The sequence below is a fragment of the Burkholderia sp. LFS061 genome, assembly GCF_047978125.1.
GTDB lineage: Bacteria > Pseudomonadota > Gammaproteobacteria > Burkholderiales > Burkholderiaceae > Burkholderia > Burkholderia pyrrocinia_C.
Window position 1 is genome coordinate 25,071 of sequence record NZ_JBFPFS010000045.1, and the last position, 16,799, is coordinate 41,869.

The following is a 16,799-nucleotide window of genomic DNA, read 5'->3' on the forward strand; positions in this document are numbered from 1 at the left end:
TCGTCCGCCGCCGTGGCGCCATTCGACGAAGGCGTCAAACCGGTCGGCCGATCACTGAGGTTCCGTCTCCGAAGAACCTTTCACCGCGAAAGAGGTGAACGGATTGTGGGTAGCCAATACCCGTGCAGCAAACGAATTATCGGAACTACGTTGTGAGGATTTTTCATCAAGTTCCGCGCGGCCGGCCCGCGCGGCGGCCGGCCGTGAACCGAAGGCGCCAGTGGAGATACGCGTCGGCGCCCGTCCAGAAAGGCCGGCTGCTGTCATGCCGACGACGCATCATCGCCGCGACGCCGGCACGCCAATCGCGACGCCCGCAGCGTCGCGTCATCCGGTCAGTGCCGATCCGCGCCCGTATGCTTGCGCACCGCGTCGGCCGCCTCGCCGGCTTTCTCCTGGATCTTGCCGGCCTGCTGTTCGGCGATACCTTCCGCTTCCGTCTTGCGGTCGCCCGTCACCTTGCCGAGCGCTTCCTTGACCGACCCCTTGACCTGCTTGAGCTTGCCTTCGATGCGATTCCTGTCCATGGTCGTCTCCTGCGACGGTTGGGAAAAGCCGGCGGCGTGACGGCCTGCGCCGCACCGCCGAGTGGACAGGTTTGCACGCATCCGCCGCGCATGGCAGATGCGGATGCACCAGCGCGCATGGTGCATTCGCACCGGCGGCGTCAGTCCTTGCCCTTCTCCCCACCCTTCTCGCGTGCGCCGTTCGCTTCGGCTGCGCCGACGATCCCGCGCTCGCGCGCCCACACGATCGCCTCGCCGCGGCTGTGCACGTCGAGCTTCGCGTAGATCGTCGCGACGTGATTGCGCACGGTGTTCGGCGCGAGCCCGAGGCGGCCGGCGATCTCCTTGTCGGCGAGACCGTGACACAGCAGATCGAACACGTCGCGCTCGCGCGCGGTCAGGTCCGACAGTTGCGCGCCCGCGTCCGGCGCATTCGCGCGCCGCACGTTCGCGAGCTTCTCGATCAGCGTGCGGCTGAACCACGACGCATCCTGCATCGCGGTTTCGATCGCGTAGACGAGCTCCATCTCGGTGCGCTTGCGATCGCTGATGTCGAGCAGCGCGACGAGCAGGCAATCCCGCCCGTGAATCGCGACAGGATCGGCCGACACGACGCAATCGCGCACGTCGCCGTCGCGCGTGCGGATCTGCACATCGGCGCTGCGCACATTGCCGTCGCGCACGAGCCGGGCCTCGATACGCCGCCACGCACCGCGTTCGGCCCACAGCCCGACCTCGTCCGCGGATTTGCCGAGCAGGTCGTCCTGCGGATGGCCCGTCATCGCGGCGAATGCATCGTTGACGTCGAGCAGCTCGAAACGGTCGGCCGTGACGATCGCGGTCGCGACCGGCGCCATCCGGAATGCCGTCGCGAAGCGCTCCTCGCTCTGCCGCAGCGCGCGCTCGGCCTGCTTGCGCGGTTCGAGATCCATGAACGTGAACAGCATGCAGGCTTCGTCGTTCATGTCGATCGGCTGCCCGGCGACGACCACCGCCTTCGTGCCGCCGTCGGCGACTTTCAGCACGGCTTCCATCTGCGGAATCGTCGCGCCTTCGCCAAGCCGCTCGATCGCAAGCTCGCGCCGCTCGGCCTGTTCGAGCACGTCGATCTCGTACACCGAGCGGCCGAGCACGTCGTCGCGCGCGTGGCCCGTCAGGTCGAGAAAGCCCTGGTTGACCTTCACGTAGCGCAGATCGTCGAGCCGGCAGATCACGGCCGGCGCCGGGTTCGCGTTGAAGGTGCGCTCGAAGCGCTCCTCGGCGCTCGCCCATTCGGTTGCGTCGTGCAGCACGAGCGCGAGGCAGTCCGGCTCGCCGGCCGCGTTCGTCAGCACGAGGCTGCGGATCCGGTGAACCCAGCTCACGGTTTCATCGGCGGCCGATTCGACTTCGACCGTCACGTCGCTGAACTCCTCGCCGGCGATCACGCGATCCATCGGATAGTGGCCGTCGCGCACCGGATGGTTGTTCCGGTAGCGCAGCCGGAAACGCTCGCGATATTCGGTGACGGTCGCGCCGAGCGCCGTCAGTTCGGTCACGCCGTGCATCGCGAGGGCGGCCTCGTTCGCCCACACGATCCGCTGGTCGGGCTCGATCAGGATCACGCCCTCGGTGAGCCCCGCGATGATCTGGTGCAGCTGGCGCCGGTCGGTATGCGACTTGAGCGCCTGTTCGTTGACCTGTTCGTTCATCGAATGGTTGTCCATGTCATCAACATGACTGCCGGGCCGGCCGCGCCTCTGTCGACACGCGCCGGCCGGCGCGTTTGGCGATGATCGCTTGCCGCCCATCGGCGCGACAGGCGCGAATGCACTACCCGCCATAGTACATTCGCACGGCCCACCGCTACCGTACGGCACCCCGCCGATCGTCGCCGCTTCCGCCCCGCCCGCCCTCCCCGCATCTCGGGCGACCGACGCACTCCAACCCCGTCACCGCCCCCGTGCAAACGCACTAGTCGAACAGGTGAATTTGCGCGATGTCCCCATCCGTTCGCATCGGTACGCTGGTACTGCATCGGCGCTCATGCGCTGCCCTCCGAACCGCACAGGAGAAGCACGATGAAGCTGCATCAGACACCCGATCCGACGCGGCCCGAACCGCCTCCGGACAGTCCGCCCGAACCGTCTCCCGGCACGGACCCGCCGGTTCCGCTGCCGCCCGACGTGCCGCGCCCCGACATCCCGCCGCGCGAGCCCGGCTACGACACGCCGATCGCCCGGTGATCGACAACGCCGTTCGCACTTACCCATTCAACACGCCAATCGACGGAGAACTTCAATGAACAAGACCCGGCATTTTTCGACCCTGCTCGCCGTTGGCGCGGCCGTCCTGCTGAGTGCCGCGCCGCTCGCGAGCGCCTATGCGCAGGACACGTCGGCCGACAACGGCAACGGTAACGGCATGCAGGCCGAATCGAACCAGCCCGTCACCGACACATGGATCACGACCAAGGTGAAGACCCAACTGGCCTCCACCGACGGCGTGAAGAGTCTCGACATCGGCGTGAAGACGGTCGACGGTGTCGTCACGCTGACGGGCGTGCTGCCCTCGAAGATCGCCGTGAAGAAGGCGATCGCCGTGTCGCGCGCGGTCAAGGGCGTGAAGCACGTCGACGCATCCGGCCTGAAGGCAAAGGCCTGACCTCCCGCGCGGCGGCTGCCGCGCTTTTATCCCATTCCGACAAGGAGCACACGATGAACGAGGACAAGATCAAGGGCCAGTGGAAGCAGCTCACCGGCAAGCTGAAGGCCAGGTGGGGCAAGCTGACCGACGACGATCTCGCGGTCGCGGAAGGCAATCGCGACTATCTGGCCGGGAAGATCCAGGAACGTTACGGGATCGCCCGCGACGCGGCCGAAGCGCAGTTGAAGGAATTCGATCGCGAGCTGTAACGCAACCGGCAAACCGCAACCCTCAACCCGCCGCGGCGCCGCCGGCGTCGCGGCCACCAGGACAACGACATGGGCAAATATCTGATCGCCTGGCTGCTCGGCGTACCGGTCGGGCTGCTGGTACTGTTTTATCTGATCACGCACATCTTCTGACGGCGGCGCGGCGTCCGGCGCGCTCCGCCTGCGCCTGCAGGCTAGCCATCCGACAGCGCCATCGACGGCGATCCGCCGCTGCCGATCGAACGTCCGCGCGCATCCCGCTGCATCACGGGCCACCCAATGCAAATCGGGCAGGACGCGTGCGCGCCCTGCCCGATCGGCTCGTTGCTTCGGCGGCGGGGCACAGCGCCCCGCTTTACGTCCATTACTTCGCCGCGTTCGCCGTCATCTTGAAGATGCCCTGCGCGTTGCCCGCATCGAAACGCAGGTCGGTTACCCAGCGGCGCGCCGTCTGGTCGAACGTGCGCTTGCGCGTGATGAACTCGTAGAACGAGCCCGGCACGTTGCGCTTCACCGTGCCGCCGTCGCGCGTGCGGAACTCGCGCTCGACGGTATCCGCGCGATACGCGGTCTGGAACACGCGGCCCGAGCGCGAGCGCTCGACTTCCGGCTTCATCGGCCGGCCTTTCGCCTTCTCGTCGTCGGACAGCTTGAATACGTCGGCGACGCGGTCGGTCGCATGGTTGAACGCGTTGCCTTCGGTCGAGATCCACGCCATTTCCGCCGATTCCATCAGCAGCGTTTCGTAGTCGAGTTCGTTCGGCAGGTCGTGCTGGCGCGCGAAGGCGCCGACGATCTCCGGCAGCAGCGCGTGCGCGGCGTCGAGCGACAGCCAGCCTTCGCGTTCGACTTCCCACAGCAGCGCGACGGCCGCCGGCGACAGCGGATCGCGCGACGAGCTCACGACGTTCGTCACCGCCTGCTGGAATTCCTTCGAGAAACGTTCCGGGTGCAGTTCGCTGACGAAGAACTGCGCGATTTCGTCCGGCGCGTCCTCGTGCGCATACGCGCGGCCGGTCATGCCGAGCTTGTCGAGCGGATAACGGCCGTTCAGGCGGAAGCCGAGCGGACGCAGGATGCGCGTGAACGCGGCCTCGCCCGGCGGCAGCGCGCCCGTGTGCGGCCAGCGCACCGTGCGCAGCGCGCCGTGGTCGAAGTAGACCGAGCCGCCGCTTTCGATCGCGTCGGCCGTGTACGCGCGACCGTTCGCCGAACGCTCGAGCAGCCCTTCGAACAGCGCCATGTTCATCGCCTGCGCGATCTCCGCGCGCGTCACGACGCCGTCCTCCCATTCTTCGAGGATGGCCGGCATGTTCAGGGTCGAGAACAGGGCGTCGGTCTTCGCCTGTCCCAGCAGCTTCGTCAGCAAGCTCTCGATATTCGGATTGCGCATCAGGATTCTCGTCTCGGGGGATCGCCGGCAAACGTGCCGGCAACTCGTCGGCCGGCCGCCCGGCGGGCGCCTGACCTTGCGTGGGGAGCATTATTCAAAGGGTTGCAGCCGGGCGTAAAGCGAGATTAAATTGACACGTGATGAGTTTTTGGAATTATTGGCCGTCCTTCGCCCGCCCTTTGCCCCCGCGTGGCGTGGCCCTTTTCGTCAGACGAATCGAGCATCATGCGCAAATTCAAGATCCCCAACATGGGCGCACTGGTGGCTTTCGAAGCCGCCGCGCGCCACGAGAGCTTCACGCACGCGGCCAAGGAGCTGTTCCTGACCGAAAGCGCGGTATCGCGGCAGATCGCGACGCTCGAGGCGAGCCTCGGCGTGCGGCTGTTCGCGCGCGTGAAGCAGCGCGTCGTGCTGACGCGCGCCGGCAAGCTATATGGCACGCAGGTGCGGCGCGCGCTGGAAGCGCTCGACCGCGACACGCTGTCGATCATCGCGCACGGCAGCGGCGGCGGCTACCTGGAGCTCGCGGTGCTGCCGACGTTCGCGTCGCACTGGCTGATCCCGCGCATCAAGAGCTTCTACGACCGCACGCCCGACGTGCGCGTGAACATGGGCAGCCGCACCGACCTGTTCTCGTTCGAGGACACCCATTTCGAGGCCGCGATCCACTACGGCAAGCCGACCTGGCCCGGCACGTCGTCCGACTACCTGTTCGGCGAGGAAGTCGTGCCGATCTGCTCGCCCGCGCTGCTCGACGGGCCGGTCGAGCGTGTCGAGGATCTGCTCGCGTATCCGCTGCTGCACTCGACGACGCGCCCCGGCGCGTGGGCGCAGTGGTTCGAGACGCATGGCGTCGAAGATATCCGCACGATGCAGGGCGTGCGCTACGAGCTGCACACGATGCTGATCAGCGCGGCCGCGGCCGGGCTCGGGATCGCACTCGTGCCGAAGTTCTTCGTCGAGGAACAGTTGCAGCAGCTCGGCCTGGTCGTGCCGTGCGACGCGGCGACGGTCGGCGATTCGGCGTACTACCTCGTGTATCCGACGGAATTCAGCCACAGCAAGCCGCTGGAGCTGTTTCGCGGCTGGCTGCTCGAGCAGGCGAGCGCGTATGCGGCACCGGAGGGGGATGCGGACGGCGCCGATGCGGAGGATGACGAGGACGTCGAGTAGCGCGCTCGCTTCAGGTCACAGCGCGCGGGCGCGGCCGTTCACGTTCGACACATCAATCGGTTTCCGGATCATTGGCAGCAAGGTGCGGGTCGTCGTGACGAAGACCCGCATTGTCGCGCAGCGCGAGCGTTACATGTGCCACTTCACCGTCGCGGTCAGCGTACGCGGATCGCCGGGCATGTTGTACAGGTCTGCGTTGCCGTGCGCGGCAATGAAGTAACGGCGATTGAACAGATTGTCGAGCGTGAGCGTCACGTCGACCTTCTTGCTTCGATAGCCGGCGCCCAGGTTGAACACCGTGAACGACGGCAGCGTGACGAGATCGCTGGCCGACGTGTAACGCGCCGACTGGAACTGCATGCCGGCCGCCGCATAGAAGCCGTACGGCAGTTCGCGCTTCAGCCACAGGTTCGCGCTGTGGCGCGGCATCAGCCCCGGCGTGTTGCTCGACAGCGCGAGGCCGGCCGCCGTCGATTGCGGCGAACCGTCGACGGTGCCGTTCATGTAAGCGTAACCGGCGTACACCGACCACTTCGGCGCGATCTCGCCGGTGAAGCCCAGCTCCATCCCGCGCACGTGTTGTGTGCCGATCGGCAGCGCATAACCGGGATTCGCGGGATCGCCGATCTGCTGGTTGGTCTGGCGCATGTCGAACAGCGCGACGCTGGCCGTCGCCTTGCCGCCGAGGTCGAAGCGCGAGCCGACTTCATACGCGGTGGTCTTCTGCGGCGCGAGCGCGGCGCCGTTCGAGAACGCGCCGGAACTGATCAGCGTATCGGCGAGCGGCGAGAACGACTGGCTGAACGAGCCGTACAGCGTCAGCCAGTCGAGCGGTTCGTAGATCAGGCCGACGCGCGGGCTCCACGCGTGATCGGTGCGGTCGAGATTGACGTTCGACGACGTGTAGTCGTGGCGGATCTGGTTCAGGTAGTCGAAGCGCAGGCCCGCGAGCACCTTCCAGTGCTCGGTCAGCGAGATCAGGTCCTGCGCATAGACGCCCGCGAGCCCGACGACGGTCGACGCGTTCGTCTTCGCACGCGCGCCGGTCGGCACGCCGGGCAGGATCACCTGCTGCGGATTGAAGAGATCGTAGGTGGCGACCTTCGTCACGTTGTAGATCGTGTCGAACTTCTGCTGCTGCGACAGCTCCAGCCCGTACAGCAGCTCGTGGCGCATGCCGAACAGCGACGTCTTCTGCGTGAGCTCGAACAGGCCGTCGATGCCGTGGTCGGTGCGCTGGCGCGTCGACTGGTCGAGCGTCACGACCGGGTGCGCGGCCGTCTTGATCGGCTCGAACGTCACGTAGTTCTTGCGCTCGAGCGAGAAGTCGTACGCGCGGATCGCGCCATGGAACGACAGCGTATCGCTGAAGCGGTGATCGAGCGACACCGTCGCGCTCTTCGCGGAGACGTCGTTGTACGAGCTGTTCGCCGCGTCGGCCGAGCCGTAATACGTGTTGATCGGCACGTCGACCGGCCGGCCGCGATACGCGGGCAGGCCCTGGTCGGACGTGCGGCGATCGTGCAGGTAGTCGAATTCGACGTTCAGCACCGTGTTGCTGTCCAGCTTGAACTGCGCGGACGGCGCGATCGCCTGGCGGTTGAGCTGGAACTGGTCGCGAAAGCTGTTCGAGTTCTCGGCCGCGCCGGTGATGCGGAAGCGCGCCGCGTCGTTCGCATTCCAGCCGAGGTCGAATTCGCCGCGCCGCTCGCCGCGCGTGCCGAGCGTCACGCCCACGTCGCGCACCGGGTTCGCGTCCGGCCGCTTCAGCACGCGATTCACGATGCCGCCCGCCGAGCCGCGCCCATACAGCACGGCCGCCGGCCCCTTCAGCACCTCGACGCGCTCGACGTTCGACAGGTCGCGATAGTAGAGCGCGTCGTCGCGAATGCCGTCGACGTACTGGTCCGTGATGCTGTTGAAACCGCGGATCGTGATCTGGTCGCGCTGGCCGTCGCCGACCGAGAAGCCGACGCCCGGCACGTTGCGCAATGCGTCCTGCATCGACGTCGCGTTCTGGTCCTCGATCACCGCGTGCGGGACGACGTTCACCGTCTGCGGCACGTCCATCAGCGACATGTCGGTCTTGGTCGCCGCGCGCGAACGGCCCGCGTCGTACGACGCATGCTCGGCGGCCGCATTGACGGAAATCGCGGGCAAGGTCGCCGCGGCGTCGCTCGCCTGCGCGAACGAAGTACGGGCGCCGGCCAGCGACGTGACGATCAGAAGCGCATGGCAAGCGCTCGTGTTGAGTTTCATCGTAAGCGTAGGGGGTGAAGGAAAACGGCGAACGGAAACGCGTCCGGTCGACGCGCGAATCGCGCAGCGACCGACGAAGCCTTTCCGTGAACTAGATGGCGCGCGGGGGATCGCCCCGTCGCGCATGCCGGCGGCGAACGGCCGGCGCGGGTGGATGCCGGCCGGCACGACCGGCACGAAAAAAGCCGTGACATCCCGTCACGGCTCGTAATGGTGCGGAATAATAAACGAGAATGATTCGTGTTTTCGATTAATTTTTAACGTGTCGCCTGCCCGCAACGTGCATGCGCATCGCGCTCTGCATTCCTGACGAATGCCTTTCATTTCGAGGCGCTGAGCCGCATATCGGCGTAAGCACATCGAAAGAAATCGATCGGCCGTATCGAATGGATTGCACGGAAACGGTCAGGCAGATGGCGGGGTTCGGGATACGACGACGAAAAGCCTGGAGAGGATCACGAAGGATCCGGTGAAGCACGGGCGGCACGTATTCAACGGTCCGGTGCGCGCCGGACCGGGCAACCCCGACCCGGCGCTCCGGGCAGCCGACCTCGCATCGGCAGCGCGGCGGACCTTCTTCTGTTGTTCACTACGTCTGCTCTCTCAGGCTCGCTTCATTTTTTTCTTCGTCGCGCTGCGCCATTATCCGCCCAAACCAGCCGAAGTGAAACGTTTGCGGTTGCAACAAACGCGTTATACCGGCCATTCGGCAACAGTCTTTCTGAATGCTTACGATACATGCGACGAGATTCGGCAATTCTTGCATTCGCATCGGCGTTCCTTTTTAATGGAACTGGTTCCAATCGCCGATTCGGCCATGTTCCCGCGTGACGTGCCGTCGTGCCCGCGTCATCATGCCGATTCAGGATCGAGGATCATTCAGCTCAGGATTCGCATCGCCCGTCCTTCCCGGACACCTAGTCAAACGAGACCGTCATGCCCGATTCCGCCTCCCTGCAACAACTGTTTCCCGCGTATCAAGACATCCCCGCCGAGTTCCGGCTCGCTTCGCCGATTCACCAGCGCGTGTCGCTCGTCGACGGCGAACTTCGACCGTGGAACGGTGCGACCAAGACCGTGCTGTCGCCCGTGTGCGTGCGGCAGGCGGACGGCAGCGTCGAGCAGGTCGAGATCGGCAGCTATCCGGTAATGGGCGAAACGGAAAGCGACGCGGCGCTCGACGCAGCGGTGCGCGCGTACGACTCGGGCCGCGGCGAGTGGCCGACGATGAAGGTCGAGCAGCGCATCGCGTGCATGCAGGACTTCATCAAGCGGATGGTCGCGCAGCGCGAACTGGTCGTGAACCTGATCATGTGGGAGATCGGCAAGAGCCTCGCCGATTCGCAGAAGGAGTTCGACCGTACCGTCACGTACATGACGCAGACGATCGATGCGCTGAAGGAGCTCGACAACGCGAACTCGCGCTTCGTGATCGCGGAAGGCACGATCGGCCAGATCCGCCGCACGCCGCTCGGCGTCGTGCTGTGCATGGGCCCGTACAACTATCCGCTGAACGAGACCTTCGCGACGCTGATCCCCGCGCTGCTGATGGGCAACACCGTGGTGTTCAAGCCGCCTCAGTACGGCACGCTGCTGTTCGAGCCGCTGCTCGAAGCGTTCCGCGACGCGTTCCCGCACGGCGTGATCAACACGATCTACGCGCCGGGCGCGGTGGTCGTGCCGCACATGCTCGCGTCGGGCAAGATCAATGTGCTCGCGCTGATCGGGTCGAGCAAGGTGGCCGATCACCTGAAGAAGCAGCACCCGAAGTCGCACCGGCTGCGCGCGATCCTCGGCCTCGACGCGAAGAACGCGGCGATCGTGCTGCCCGACGCCGATCTCGACCTCACCGTGAAGGAATGCCTGCTCGGCGCGCTGTCGTTCAACGGCCAGCGCTGCACCGCGCTGAAGATGCTGCTCGTGCACCGCTCGATCGTCGACGAATTCCTGAAGCGCTTCACCGCCGCGCTCGAACAGCTGAAGATCGGCATGCCGTGGGAAAAAGGCGTCAGCATCACGCCGCTGCCCGGCATGCATCGCACGGCCTACATGACGGACGCGATCGACGACGCGAAGGCCAAGGGCGCGCAGGTCATCAACCACTCGGGCGGCGAATTCAGCAAGACGCTGTTCTATCCGGCCGTCGTGTATCCGGTATCAGAAGGAATGAAGCTGTACCGCGAGGAACAGTTCGGGCCGATCATTCCGGTCGCGCCGTTCGACGACGTCGACACCGCGCTCGACTACGTGACGACGTCGGATCACGGCCAGCAGGTCAGCATCTTCGGTTCCGATCCGGCGCAGATCGGCGCGCTCGTCGATCCGCTCGTGAACCAGGTGTGCCGCGTGAACATCAACTGCCAGTGCCAGCGCGGGCCCGACGTGTTCCCGTTCGCGGGCCGCAAGGATTCGGCAGAAGGCACGCTGTCGGTGAGCGATGCGCTGCGCGCGTTCTCGATCCGCTCGATGGTCGCGGCGAAGCAGACCGACAGCAGCAAGCAGTTGCTCGACTCGATCGTGTCGGATCACACGTCGAAGTTCATCAATACGGGCTTTATTTTCTGAAGCCATCGTGAAGCGGGAACCCTCCGCCGCGCGTCGATGCTGCGGAGGGTTTCAGCGAACACCGCGCTGTTTGTCATGCATTCGACGCCAGCAGCCTGATCCCCGCCACGCCGAACACGACGGCGAGACACGCTTCCATCGCGCGACGGCCGCGCACGTACAGCCGGCGCGCGCCGTCCATCGAGAACACGAGCGCATAACCGCCGAACACCAGGCACCCGATCACGACACAGCCCGGCACGACGGCGCCGTGCGACGCGCCCGCGCCGTTCGACGACAGCGCGACGATCGACACCCACACGAGAATGGCTTTCGGATTGGTCAAGTGCAGCATCGCGCCGCGCATGTAGAAGCGCGACAGCCGCTGCTCGCGCGCCGCGTTCAGCGATGCCGCCGCCGTGCCCGACAGCGCCGTGCGCCCCGACTTGAATGCGAGCCACAGCAGGTACAGCCCGCCGAAGATCTTGATCGCGACCAGCAGCTTCGACCATGCGAGTAGCGCAGCCGACACGCCGAGCGCCGCCACGGTCGCCCAGAACATCGACCCCGAAATGACGCCGAGCGCGAACGCGAGCGCCGCCTTGCGGCCCTGGTTCGCGGCGACCGACATGATCGCGAGATTGCTTGGCCCCGGGCTGGCCGTACCGATGAAATAGGCCGTGTAGGCCAGCAGCAGGTTGGCCGAGAAGAAGGCGTGGACGCTCATGTCGAATCTCGCAGGGTTGGTTCCGAGATTGTTGGCAAACGCGGGCCGTCTGCCCATGGACAATTGCGCGGCCAATCGCTGGGCCAGTTCGACGGCCACGCCAATCGAATCGCCGTTCGTGAAACCGTCTCGGATATGAAACACCCGGCGCATTCACCGCCCGTTTCCGCCATGCATCGGAGCTCGTCCCGTTTCGACGTCCCCGCCAGCGAACGCACGGCAGACGCGGGCGGAACGCGTGGATCGGCACGTTTCGGCCGTTCGCCGGCAGAAACGCACCGCGCGTTCCGCCCGCGTTACGTTACATCCGTGAAGCATTTCGCGTCGCCGAGCCCCTCCGTGGGCCTGACGTCCACCACGCCCCGCCTGTAGACATCCTCCTCGACCGCCTGCGCAACCCACTACCGGCGGGACTCGCCGGCCGGCGCCGGATCGCCGCTCGACATCGCTCGACAATCGGATCGCGGCGCTGGTACGGAAACTGCATTCCGTTCCGGTAAAAGCCGCGCCGACGACCCGCGCGGACACAAATTCAACCTCGGGCGCATCCACGAATACGCCCGAACGATCCGCGCAAGCAACGAGGCCCCTCATGGATGCGCTGCCCAATTCGTCCGACACGGCGTTCCAGCTCTTTCTCGCGAAGGTGCTCGAACAGCCGCTGCCCGACTGGACCGAAAAACAGCAGATGGAACTCGAGATGGCACGAACGCTGTCGACCGAAATGGTCCACATCGCCGAAGAGATGCGCGGCCGCGCGCCCGATCTGCCGCGCTGCCTCGTGCTGCTTCGCTACGCGAAGGTGCTCGACTTCATGCTGACGTCGCTCGCCGCGCGCCGCGACATTCATCCGCAGACGCTGCGCACGCTGTTCCGGCTCGCGGACCTGAAGGTCGACGATTCGTATCCGGCGTGACGCGGCCTGGCGAGGCAGATTCCGTCAAGGGCACCTCCCGATACGACGGAATGCGCGCATCGATCGCCGCCGCGATCACGAAGCCGAGCGATGCATGACGCGTTAGCCCCGCGCACACGCCCGCTCGCTCGCCGGCTTATCCCGATCATCAGCGCTGTGGCCGGCCCCTCCCCGCAAACGGATGTACAATCGCGCGCCATGAACGCACTTCGCCGCTTCCTGCTCCGGCAAGGCGTCGCGCGACAGCTTCTGTGGGGTTTCCTCCTCGTGACGCTGCTGTCCCGCGCGCTGATGTCGGGTGCCGTGATGCTCGATCCGGACGGTCCGGATGCGGGCTCGGTGGTGCTGTGTTCGGGCCGTGGCCCGCTGATCGTCGACGTGGCCGCACTGGCCGCCCGCTTCGACGCCAGCACGCCGATCACGCCGGCCAACGATGCGCTGGCGCTCGTCGATGCGCTCAAACACGACGCGCACGCCGACAAGACGGCGCCCTCAGGCAACGGCGACAGCCTCTGCGCATTCGGCGCCGCCCTGTTCACGGCACTCGCGTCGTTCGTCCTGCTGGTGCTGCTGTTTCCCGCCGCGATTCCGCGGCGTTTCCGGATTCCTCCCGATTTCCTTCCCGTCGTGCGATCGATATTCGACGATCGCCCGCCCTCCCGCGCCCCTCCTCTGTTCTGCTGAACGTTCCGCCCAGCGGCTCGTGCACGTCGATGTGCATGAGCCTTCATGCCGTTCGTTTCACTAAACCCGATTCAAGCGTTCACCCGACTGTCCGCGTCGCGCGGGCGGCGCCGCCTTGCGCATGGCCTGCGCATCAGGCCGCGTTGCCCATTACGTCGACGCTCGCATGCCGGCGCGTTGACGGCGGCCGGCCCGCGCCGGCCTCGCCGATCGACGATCATGAGGAGCTGACACCATGTCGACCACCATCGAGAGGGCGATCTCGCCCGCCCATTCCGCAAGCGCCGGTTACCGGACGCTCTGGCGCTGGCATTTTTATGCCGGCCTGTTCGTCATGCCGTTCCTGGTGATCCTCGCGATCACGGGAACGCTTTATTGCTTCCAGCCGCAGATCGAGCCGCTGCTGTATCCGCACCGGCTGCTCGTCGAGTCGCGCGCCACGCAAAGGCTCGATCCGGACACGCTGCTCGCAAACGCACGTACCGCGATGCCGGCCGGCGCAACGCCGGTTTCCGTCCAGGTCTCCACCGCGCCGGACCGCAGCGCCGAATATGTGTTCCGGCTGCGCGACGGCAGCCGCGAGAGCGTCTACGTGAACCCATACGACGGCAGCGTACTCGGCACGCTGAGCATCGAGCGACGCTTCATGCAGGTCGACCGGATGCTGCATCGCAAGCTGCTGCTCGGCAAGACGGGCGAGTTGCTGATGGAACTCGCCGCGTGCTGGACGTTCGTGATGGTCGGCACCGGCATCGCGCTGTGGTGGCCGCGTGGCGCGGCGCGTGTCGGGCGCGCGCTGCGGCCCGACCTGTCGCTGCGCGGCCGGCCGCTGTGGAAAAGCATCCACGCGACCGAGGGCATCTGGCTCGCGGCCGGCACGGTGGCATTCATCCTGTCGGGGCTGCCGTGGTCGGGCTCGTGGGGCAAGAACTTCAAGGCGCTCGCCGCGACCGTGAACCTCGGCGCGCCGGAGGGCGCATGGGGCGGCGCGTCGGTGCGTTCGGCTCGCCCGGGCGCTGCCGCGGAGCCAGCGCGCGCGCAGGCCGCCGCGCCGTCCGGCCATCACCACGAATCGGGCGAGTCGATGCCGGGAATGGTGATGGACGACCTGCCGCTGCCGCAAACGCCGTGGGCGGTCGGCAACGTGCCCGTTCCGCATTCGCCGTCCGCGCCGACGCCGGCGCCGCTGCCGCTGGCACGCGCGATCGCGATCGTCGCGGGGCTCGGCGTGACGAGCGGCTACACGCTCGCGCTGCCGTCGGGCGCGGACGGCGTGTTCACCGCGTCGTACTTCCCGGCCGACCCGAAGGCGGAGCGGACGATCTACATCGATCAGTACAGCGGCGCGGTGCTGAAGGACATCCGCTACGGCGACTACGGCGCGGTGTCGCAAGCCGTGTCGTACGGCACGTCGCTGCATATGGGTCGCTACTTCGGGCTCGCGAACCAGATCATCTGCGCGGTGCTGTCGCTCGGGCTCGCCGCGATGGCCGTCACGGGCGCGGTGATGTGGTGGAAGCGCCGCCCGGCCGGGAAGCTGGGCGCGCCGTCGCGCGAACGCGGCACGCCGCCGATGCGCGGCTGGATCGCGGGGCTCGTGCTGCTCGGGATCGTATTCCCGCTGATGGGGATGACGATCGTCGCGGTCTGGTTGATCGACCGCCTGCTGTTCGGCCGTGCGGCGCGCGCGGCAGCATGACCGCGAAGCGATTCCACCGATTCAAAGGATTCCGAAGCATGAAGTTCAGACCAATGCTGCCCACTGCCGTTCTCACAGCTTGCGCGCCCGCCGGGCAGGCACGGGAAAGCGACGTCACGCGCGCGGGCTCGCCGCGCGCCCCGCCATCCACTTCCGATAGCGCCGCGTCTGGCATTGGGCGGCCAGTTGCTGCCGGACCAGCGCGCGCAGCGGCGACACCTGCGGGTTCGTGCGGCGCCCTTCGCTGAGCCGCGTGAGCTGGAACTTGACAACGGCCATGTTGGCCAGCGCGCCCAGCGCCTTGTTCTTCCACCGGATCGGCTGCAGCACCGGCGCGCTGTCCTTGCCGGCCCGCCAGTCGCGCGGCAGGTTCGGATCGATCGACAGCGCGGTCGCGATGCCGACCATCGCCACGCCGCTTTCGACCACCTGCTCGGCGACCGCGCGGCGCCGGATGCCGCCCGTGACCATCAGCGGCATCCGTGCGACGGCCGTGATGTCGCGCGCGAATTCGAGGAAATACGCTTCGCGCGCAAGCGTGCGCCCGTCGCGCGCCTCGCCCTGCATCGCCGGCACTTCATAGCTGCCACCCGACAGTTCGACGAGATCGACGTCGAGCGGGTTCAGCAGCTCGACCACGCGCTTCGCGTCGTCCGCGCTGAAGCCGCCGCGCTGGAAGTCGGCCGAGTTCAGCTTGACCGCGACGACGAACGCGGGCGACACCGTCGCGCGCACGGCCCGCACGATGTCGAGCAGCAGGCGCGCGCGATTTTCGATGCTGCCGCCCCACTGATCCTGCCGGCGGTTCGTCAGCGGCGACAGGAACTGGCTCAACAGATAGCCGTGCGCCGCGTGAATCTGCACGCCGGTGAAGCCGCTTTGCTCCGCAAGCTGCGCCGCGCGCACGAAGCGCTGCTGCACCTCGGCGATATCGGCCTCCGTCATTTCCTTCGGCACCGGGAACTGCTTCGACAGCGCGCCGAGCGCGAGCGGCACGGCCGACGGCGCGAGCGTCGTCTGGCCAAGCGCCGCCTGCATCTGGCGCCCCGGGTGGTTGATCTGCATCCACACGTGCCCGCCGCCCGAGCGCGCGATCTGCGCCCAGCGGCGGAAGCGGTCGAGATGCGTGTCGCTCTCGAGCACGACACCGTTCGGCCCGGTCATCGCGCGGCCGTCCACCATCACGTTTCCGGTCAGGATCAGCCCGGCCTGGCCGTCGGCCCAGGCCTGGTACAGGCGCAGCAACGCGTCGGACGGCGCGTGGTCCGCATCGGCCATGTTCTCTTCCATCGCGGCCTTGGCCAGCCGGTTCGGGATCACCGCGCCGTTGGGCAGTGTCAGGGGCGTAAACAGGTTCATGGAGCGCATCCTCGATTGACGATGCCCAACGATAACTTTAAAGTCAACTTTAAGGTCAAGCCCCTTTGGAGCACCCCATGAAAATCGGCGAACTGGCGCGGGCCAGCGGCCTCGCGGCGTCGCGCATCCGCTTCTACGAAGCGAGCGGCCTGCTCGAACCGGCCCGCCGGCAAGCGAACGGCTATCGGGAATACGGGCCGGAAGCGCTGACGCGGCTCGCGATCATCGACCGTGCGCAGCGCGCGGGATTCGCGCTCGACGAAATCCGCGCGGTGCTGCCGCCCGATCTCGGCGCGTGGCCGCGCGACGAACTGCTGGTCGCGCTGCGGCACAAGGTCGACGAGATCGCGCTGCTCGAACAGCGTCTCGCGCAGAACCGGCGCCATCTGGAGACGCTGATCGACGAGATCGAGAACAAGCCGGCGGGCGAGGATTGCGCGGGTGCCGCGCAACGCATGCTCGACCGGCTGTGCGAGCAGGCCGGCGAACCGCTGGCGCCGGCGCCCGTCGCACGGCCGACGCGCAAGCGCGCGTGACCGATTGCACTGCGTCACCCACCGATCGATCAACCCGCAGTGCGGCGAGACGAGCCGACGCGTACGCGCCGGCTTCCGCACCGCGACCTCCTGACCTTATCTGCATGAC

Annotated in this window: 15 protein-coding genes; 9 read left to right on the forward strand and 6 right to left on the reverse strand. The window is 66.8% G+C overall.

Annotated features, from left to right (window positions below):
• Positions 1 to 335: 335 nt before the first annotated feature.
• Together ACNQQL_RS29305 and ACNQQL_RS29310 are read right to left on the reverse strand one after the other, a co-directional pair.
• The gene (locus ACNQQL_RS29305; RefSeq protein WP_072438455.1) at positions 336 to 527 is read right to left on the reverse strand and encodes a CsbD family protein; all 192 of its coding nucleotides are present in this window, start codon (positions 525 to 527) and stop codon (positions 336 to 338) included.
• Between the two features lie 140 nt (positions 528 to 667).
• On the reverse strand, positions 668 to 2,197 hold the full coding sequence (locus tag ACNQQL_RS29310; protein WP_347067560.1) for a helix-turn-helix transcriptional regulator: 1,530 nt from the start codon (positions 2,195 to 2,197) through the stop codon (positions 668 to 670).
• Between the two features lie 369 nt (positions 2,198 to 2,566).
• On the opposite strand from ACNQQL_RS29310, the gene ACNQQL_RS29315 reads away from it, so the two are divergent.
• The 3 genes from ACNQQL_RS29315 to ACNQQL_RS29325 are packed head-to-tail and all read left to right on the forward strand — an operon-like array spanning position 2,567 to position 3,400.
• Entirely contained in the window at positions 2,567 to 2,731 is a 165-nt protein-coding gene (locus tag ACNQQL_RS29315) for a hypothetical protein (protein ID WP_175964246.1), read from the forward strand.
• Positions 2,732 to 2,786: 55 nt separating this feature from the next.
• The gene (locus ACNQQL_RS29320) at positions 2,787 to 3,149 is read left to right on the forward strand and encodes a BON domain-containing protein (RefSeq protein ID WP_204422338.1); all 363 of its coding nucleotides are present in this window, start codon (positions 2,787 to 2,789) and stop codon (positions 3,147 to 3,149) included.
• Positions 3,150 to 3,202: 53 nt separating this feature from the next.
• A complete protein-coding gene (locus ACNQQL_RS29325) occupies positions 3,203 to 3,400 on the forward strand; it encodes a CsbD family protein (protein ID WP_072438451.1) in 198 nt (65 codons plus the stop codon).
• 364 nt (positions 3,401 to 3,764) lie between these two features.
• Here ACNQQL_RS29325 and ACNQQL_RS29330 read toward each other — a convergent pair whose 3' ends face one another.
• Positions 3,765 to 4,793, reverse strand: coding sequence for a DUF1338 domain-containing protein (locus ACNQQL_RS29330; protein WP_072438449.1), 1,029 nt, complete (start codon positions 4,791 to 4,793; stop codon positions 3,765 to 3,767).
• Between the two features lie 225 nt (positions 4,794 to 5,018).
• Between ACNQQL_RS29330 and ACNQQL_RS29335 the strand changes: the two genes are divergently transcribed.
• The gene (locus tag ACNQQL_RS29335) at positions 5,019 to 5,966 is read left to right on the forward strand and encodes a LysR family transcriptional regulator (RefSeq protein WP_258282997.1); all 948 of its coding nucleotides are present in this window, start codon (positions 5,019 to 5,021) and stop codon (positions 5,964 to 5,966) included.
• 129 nt (positions 5,967 to 6,095) lie between these two features.
• On the opposite strand, the gene ACNQQL_RS29340 is transcribed toward ACNQQL_RS29335, so the two are convergent.
• Positions 6,096 to 8,225: a TonB-dependent receptor gene (locus ACNQQL_RS29340; protein WP_072438445.1), complete on the reverse strand. Its 2,130-nt coding sequence runs from the start codon at positions 8,223 to 8,225 to the stop codon at positions 6,096 to 6,098.
• A gap of 936 nt (positions 8,226 to 9,161) precedes the next feature.
• Here ACNQQL_RS29340 and ACNQQL_RS29345 point away from each other — a divergent pair.
• Positions 9,162 to 10,790: an NADP-dependent glyceraldehyde-3-phosphate dehydrogenase gene (locus tag ACNQQL_RS29345; protein WP_347067564.1), complete on the forward strand. Its 1,629-nt coding sequence runs from the start codon at positions 9,162 to 9,164 to the stop codon at positions 10,788 to 10,790.
• A gap of 73 nt (positions 10,791 to 10,863) precedes the next feature.
• Here ACNQQL_RS29345 and ACNQQL_RS29350 read toward each other — a convergent pair whose 3' ends face one another.
• Positions 10,864 to 11,496 (reverse strand): LysE family translocator, encoded by a 633-nt coding sequence (locus ACNQQL_RS29350; RefSeq protein ID WP_347067566.1) that lies wholly within the window; start codon positions 11,494 to 11,496, stop codon positions 10,864 to 10,866.
• A 592-nt stretch (positions 11,497 to 12,088) separates the two neighbouring features.
• On the opposite strand from ACNQQL_RS29350, the gene ACNQQL_RS29355 reads away from it, so the two are divergent.
• The 3 genes from ACNQQL_RS29355 to ACNQQL_RS29365 all read left to right on the forward strand — a co-directional run bounded on the left by ACNQQL_RS29355 (position 12,089) and on the right by ACNQQL_RS29365 (position 14,795).
• A complete protein-coding gene (locus ACNQQL_RS29355) occupies positions 12,089 to 12,412 on the forward strand; it encodes a DNA-binding protein (protein WP_347067568.1) in 324 nt (107 codons plus the stop codon).
• A 198-nt stretch (positions 12,413 to 12,610) separates the two neighbouring features.
• Positions 12,611 to 13,096, forward strand: a complete 486-nt coding sequence (locus tag ACNQQL_RS29360) for a hypothetical protein (protein ID WP_072438437.1) — start codon at positions 12,611 to 12,613, stop codon at positions 13,094 to 13,096.
• A gap of 235 nt (positions 13,097 to 13,331) precedes the next feature.
• A complete protein-coding gene (locus ACNQQL_RS29365) occupies positions 13,332 to 14,795 on the forward strand; it encodes a PepSY domain-containing protein (protein WP_347067569.1) in 1,464 nt (487 codons plus the stop codon).
• A 114-nt stretch (positions 14,796 to 14,909) separates the two neighbouring features.
• Here ACNQQL_RS29365 and ACNQQL_RS29370 read toward each other — a convergent pair whose 3' ends face one another.
• On the reverse strand, positions 14,910 to 16,154 hold the full coding sequence (locus tag ACNQQL_RS29370) for an NADH:flavin oxidoreductase/NADH oxidase family protein (protein WP_347067571.1): 1,245 nt from the start codon (positions 16,152 to 16,154) through the stop codon (positions 14,910 to 14,912).
• A gap of 77 nt (positions 16,155 to 16,231) precedes the next feature.
• On the opposite strand from ACNQQL_RS29370, the gene ACNQQL_RS29375 reads away from it, so the two are divergent.
• A complete protein-coding gene (locus ACNQQL_RS29375; RefSeq protein WP_175746697.1) occupies positions 16,232 to 16,690 on the forward strand; it encodes a MerR family transcriptional regulator in 459 nt (152 codons plus the stop codon).
• The last annotated feature ends 109 nt before the right edge of the window (positions 16,691 to 16,799 follow it).

What these genes read in the sequence shown, in the direction of transcription:
- ACNQQL_RS29360 (WP_072438437.1), top strand. Translation starts at nt 12,611, where the DNA reads ATGAACGCACTTCGCCGCTTCCTGCTCCGGCAAGGCGTCGCGCGACAG.
- ACNQQL_RS29375 (WP_175746697.1), top strand. Translation starts at nt 16,232, where the DNA reads ATGAAAATCGGCGAACTGGCGCGGGCCAGCGGCCTCGCGGCGTCGCGC.
- ACNQQL_RS29340 (WP_072438445.1), bottom strand. Translation starts at nt 8,225, where the DNA reads ATGAAACTCAACACGAGCGCTTGCCATGCGCTTCTGATCGTCACGTCG.
- ACNQQL_RS29365 (WP_347067569.1), top strand. Translation starts at nt 13,332, where the DNA reads ATGTCGACCACCATCGAGAGGGCGATCTCGCCCGCCCATTCCGCAAGC.
- ACNQQL_RS29305 (WP_072438455.1), bottom strand. Translation starts at nt 527, where the DNA reads ATGGACAGGAATCGCATCGAAGGCAAGCTCAAGCAGGTCAAGGGGTCG.
- ACNQQL_RS29370 (WP_347067571.1), bottom strand. Translation starts at nt 16,154, where the DNA reads ATGAACCTGTTTACGCCCCTGACACTGCCCAACGGCGCGGTGATCCCG.
- ACNQQL_RS29330 (WP_072438449.1), bottom strand. Translation starts at nt 4,793, where the DNA reads ATGCGCAATCCGAATATCGAGAGCTTGCTGACGAAGCTGCTGGGACAG.
- ACNQQL_RS29355 (WP_347067568.1), top strand. Translation starts at nt 12,089, where the DNA reads ATGGATGCGCTGCCCAATTCGTCCGACACGGCGTTCCAGCTCTTTCTC.
- ACNQQL_RS29350 (WP_347067566.1), bottom strand. Translation starts at nt 11,496, where the DNA reads ATGAGCGTCCACGCCTTCTTCTCGGCCAACCTGCTGCTGGCCTACACG.
- ACNQQL_RS29310 (WP_347067560.1), bottom strand. Translation starts at nt 2,197, where the DNA reads ATGAACGAACAGGTCAACGAACAGGCGCTCAAGTCGCATACCGACCGG.
- ACNQQL_RS29315 (WP_175964246.1), top strand. Translation starts at nt 2,567, where the DNA reads ATGAAGCTGCATCAGACACCCGATCCGACGCGGCCCGAACCGCCTCCG.
- ACNQQL_RS29320 (WP_204422338.1), top strand. Translation starts at nt 2,787, where the DNA reads ATGAACAAGACCCGGCATTTTTCGACCCTGCTCGCCGTTGGCGCGGCC.
- ACNQQL_RS29335 (WP_258282997.1), top strand. Translation starts at nt 5,019, where the DNA reads ATGCGCAAATTCAAGATCCCCAACATGGGCGCACTGGTGGCTTTCGAA.
- ACNQQL_RS29325 (WP_072438451.1), top strand. Translation starts at nt 3,203, where the DNA reads ATGAACGAGGACAAGATCAAGGGCCAGTGGAAGCAGCTCACCGGCAAG.
- ACNQQL_RS29345 (WP_347067564.1), top strand. Translation starts at nt 9,162, where the DNA reads ATGCCCGATTCCGCCTCCCTGCAACAACTGTTTCCCGCGTATCAAGAC.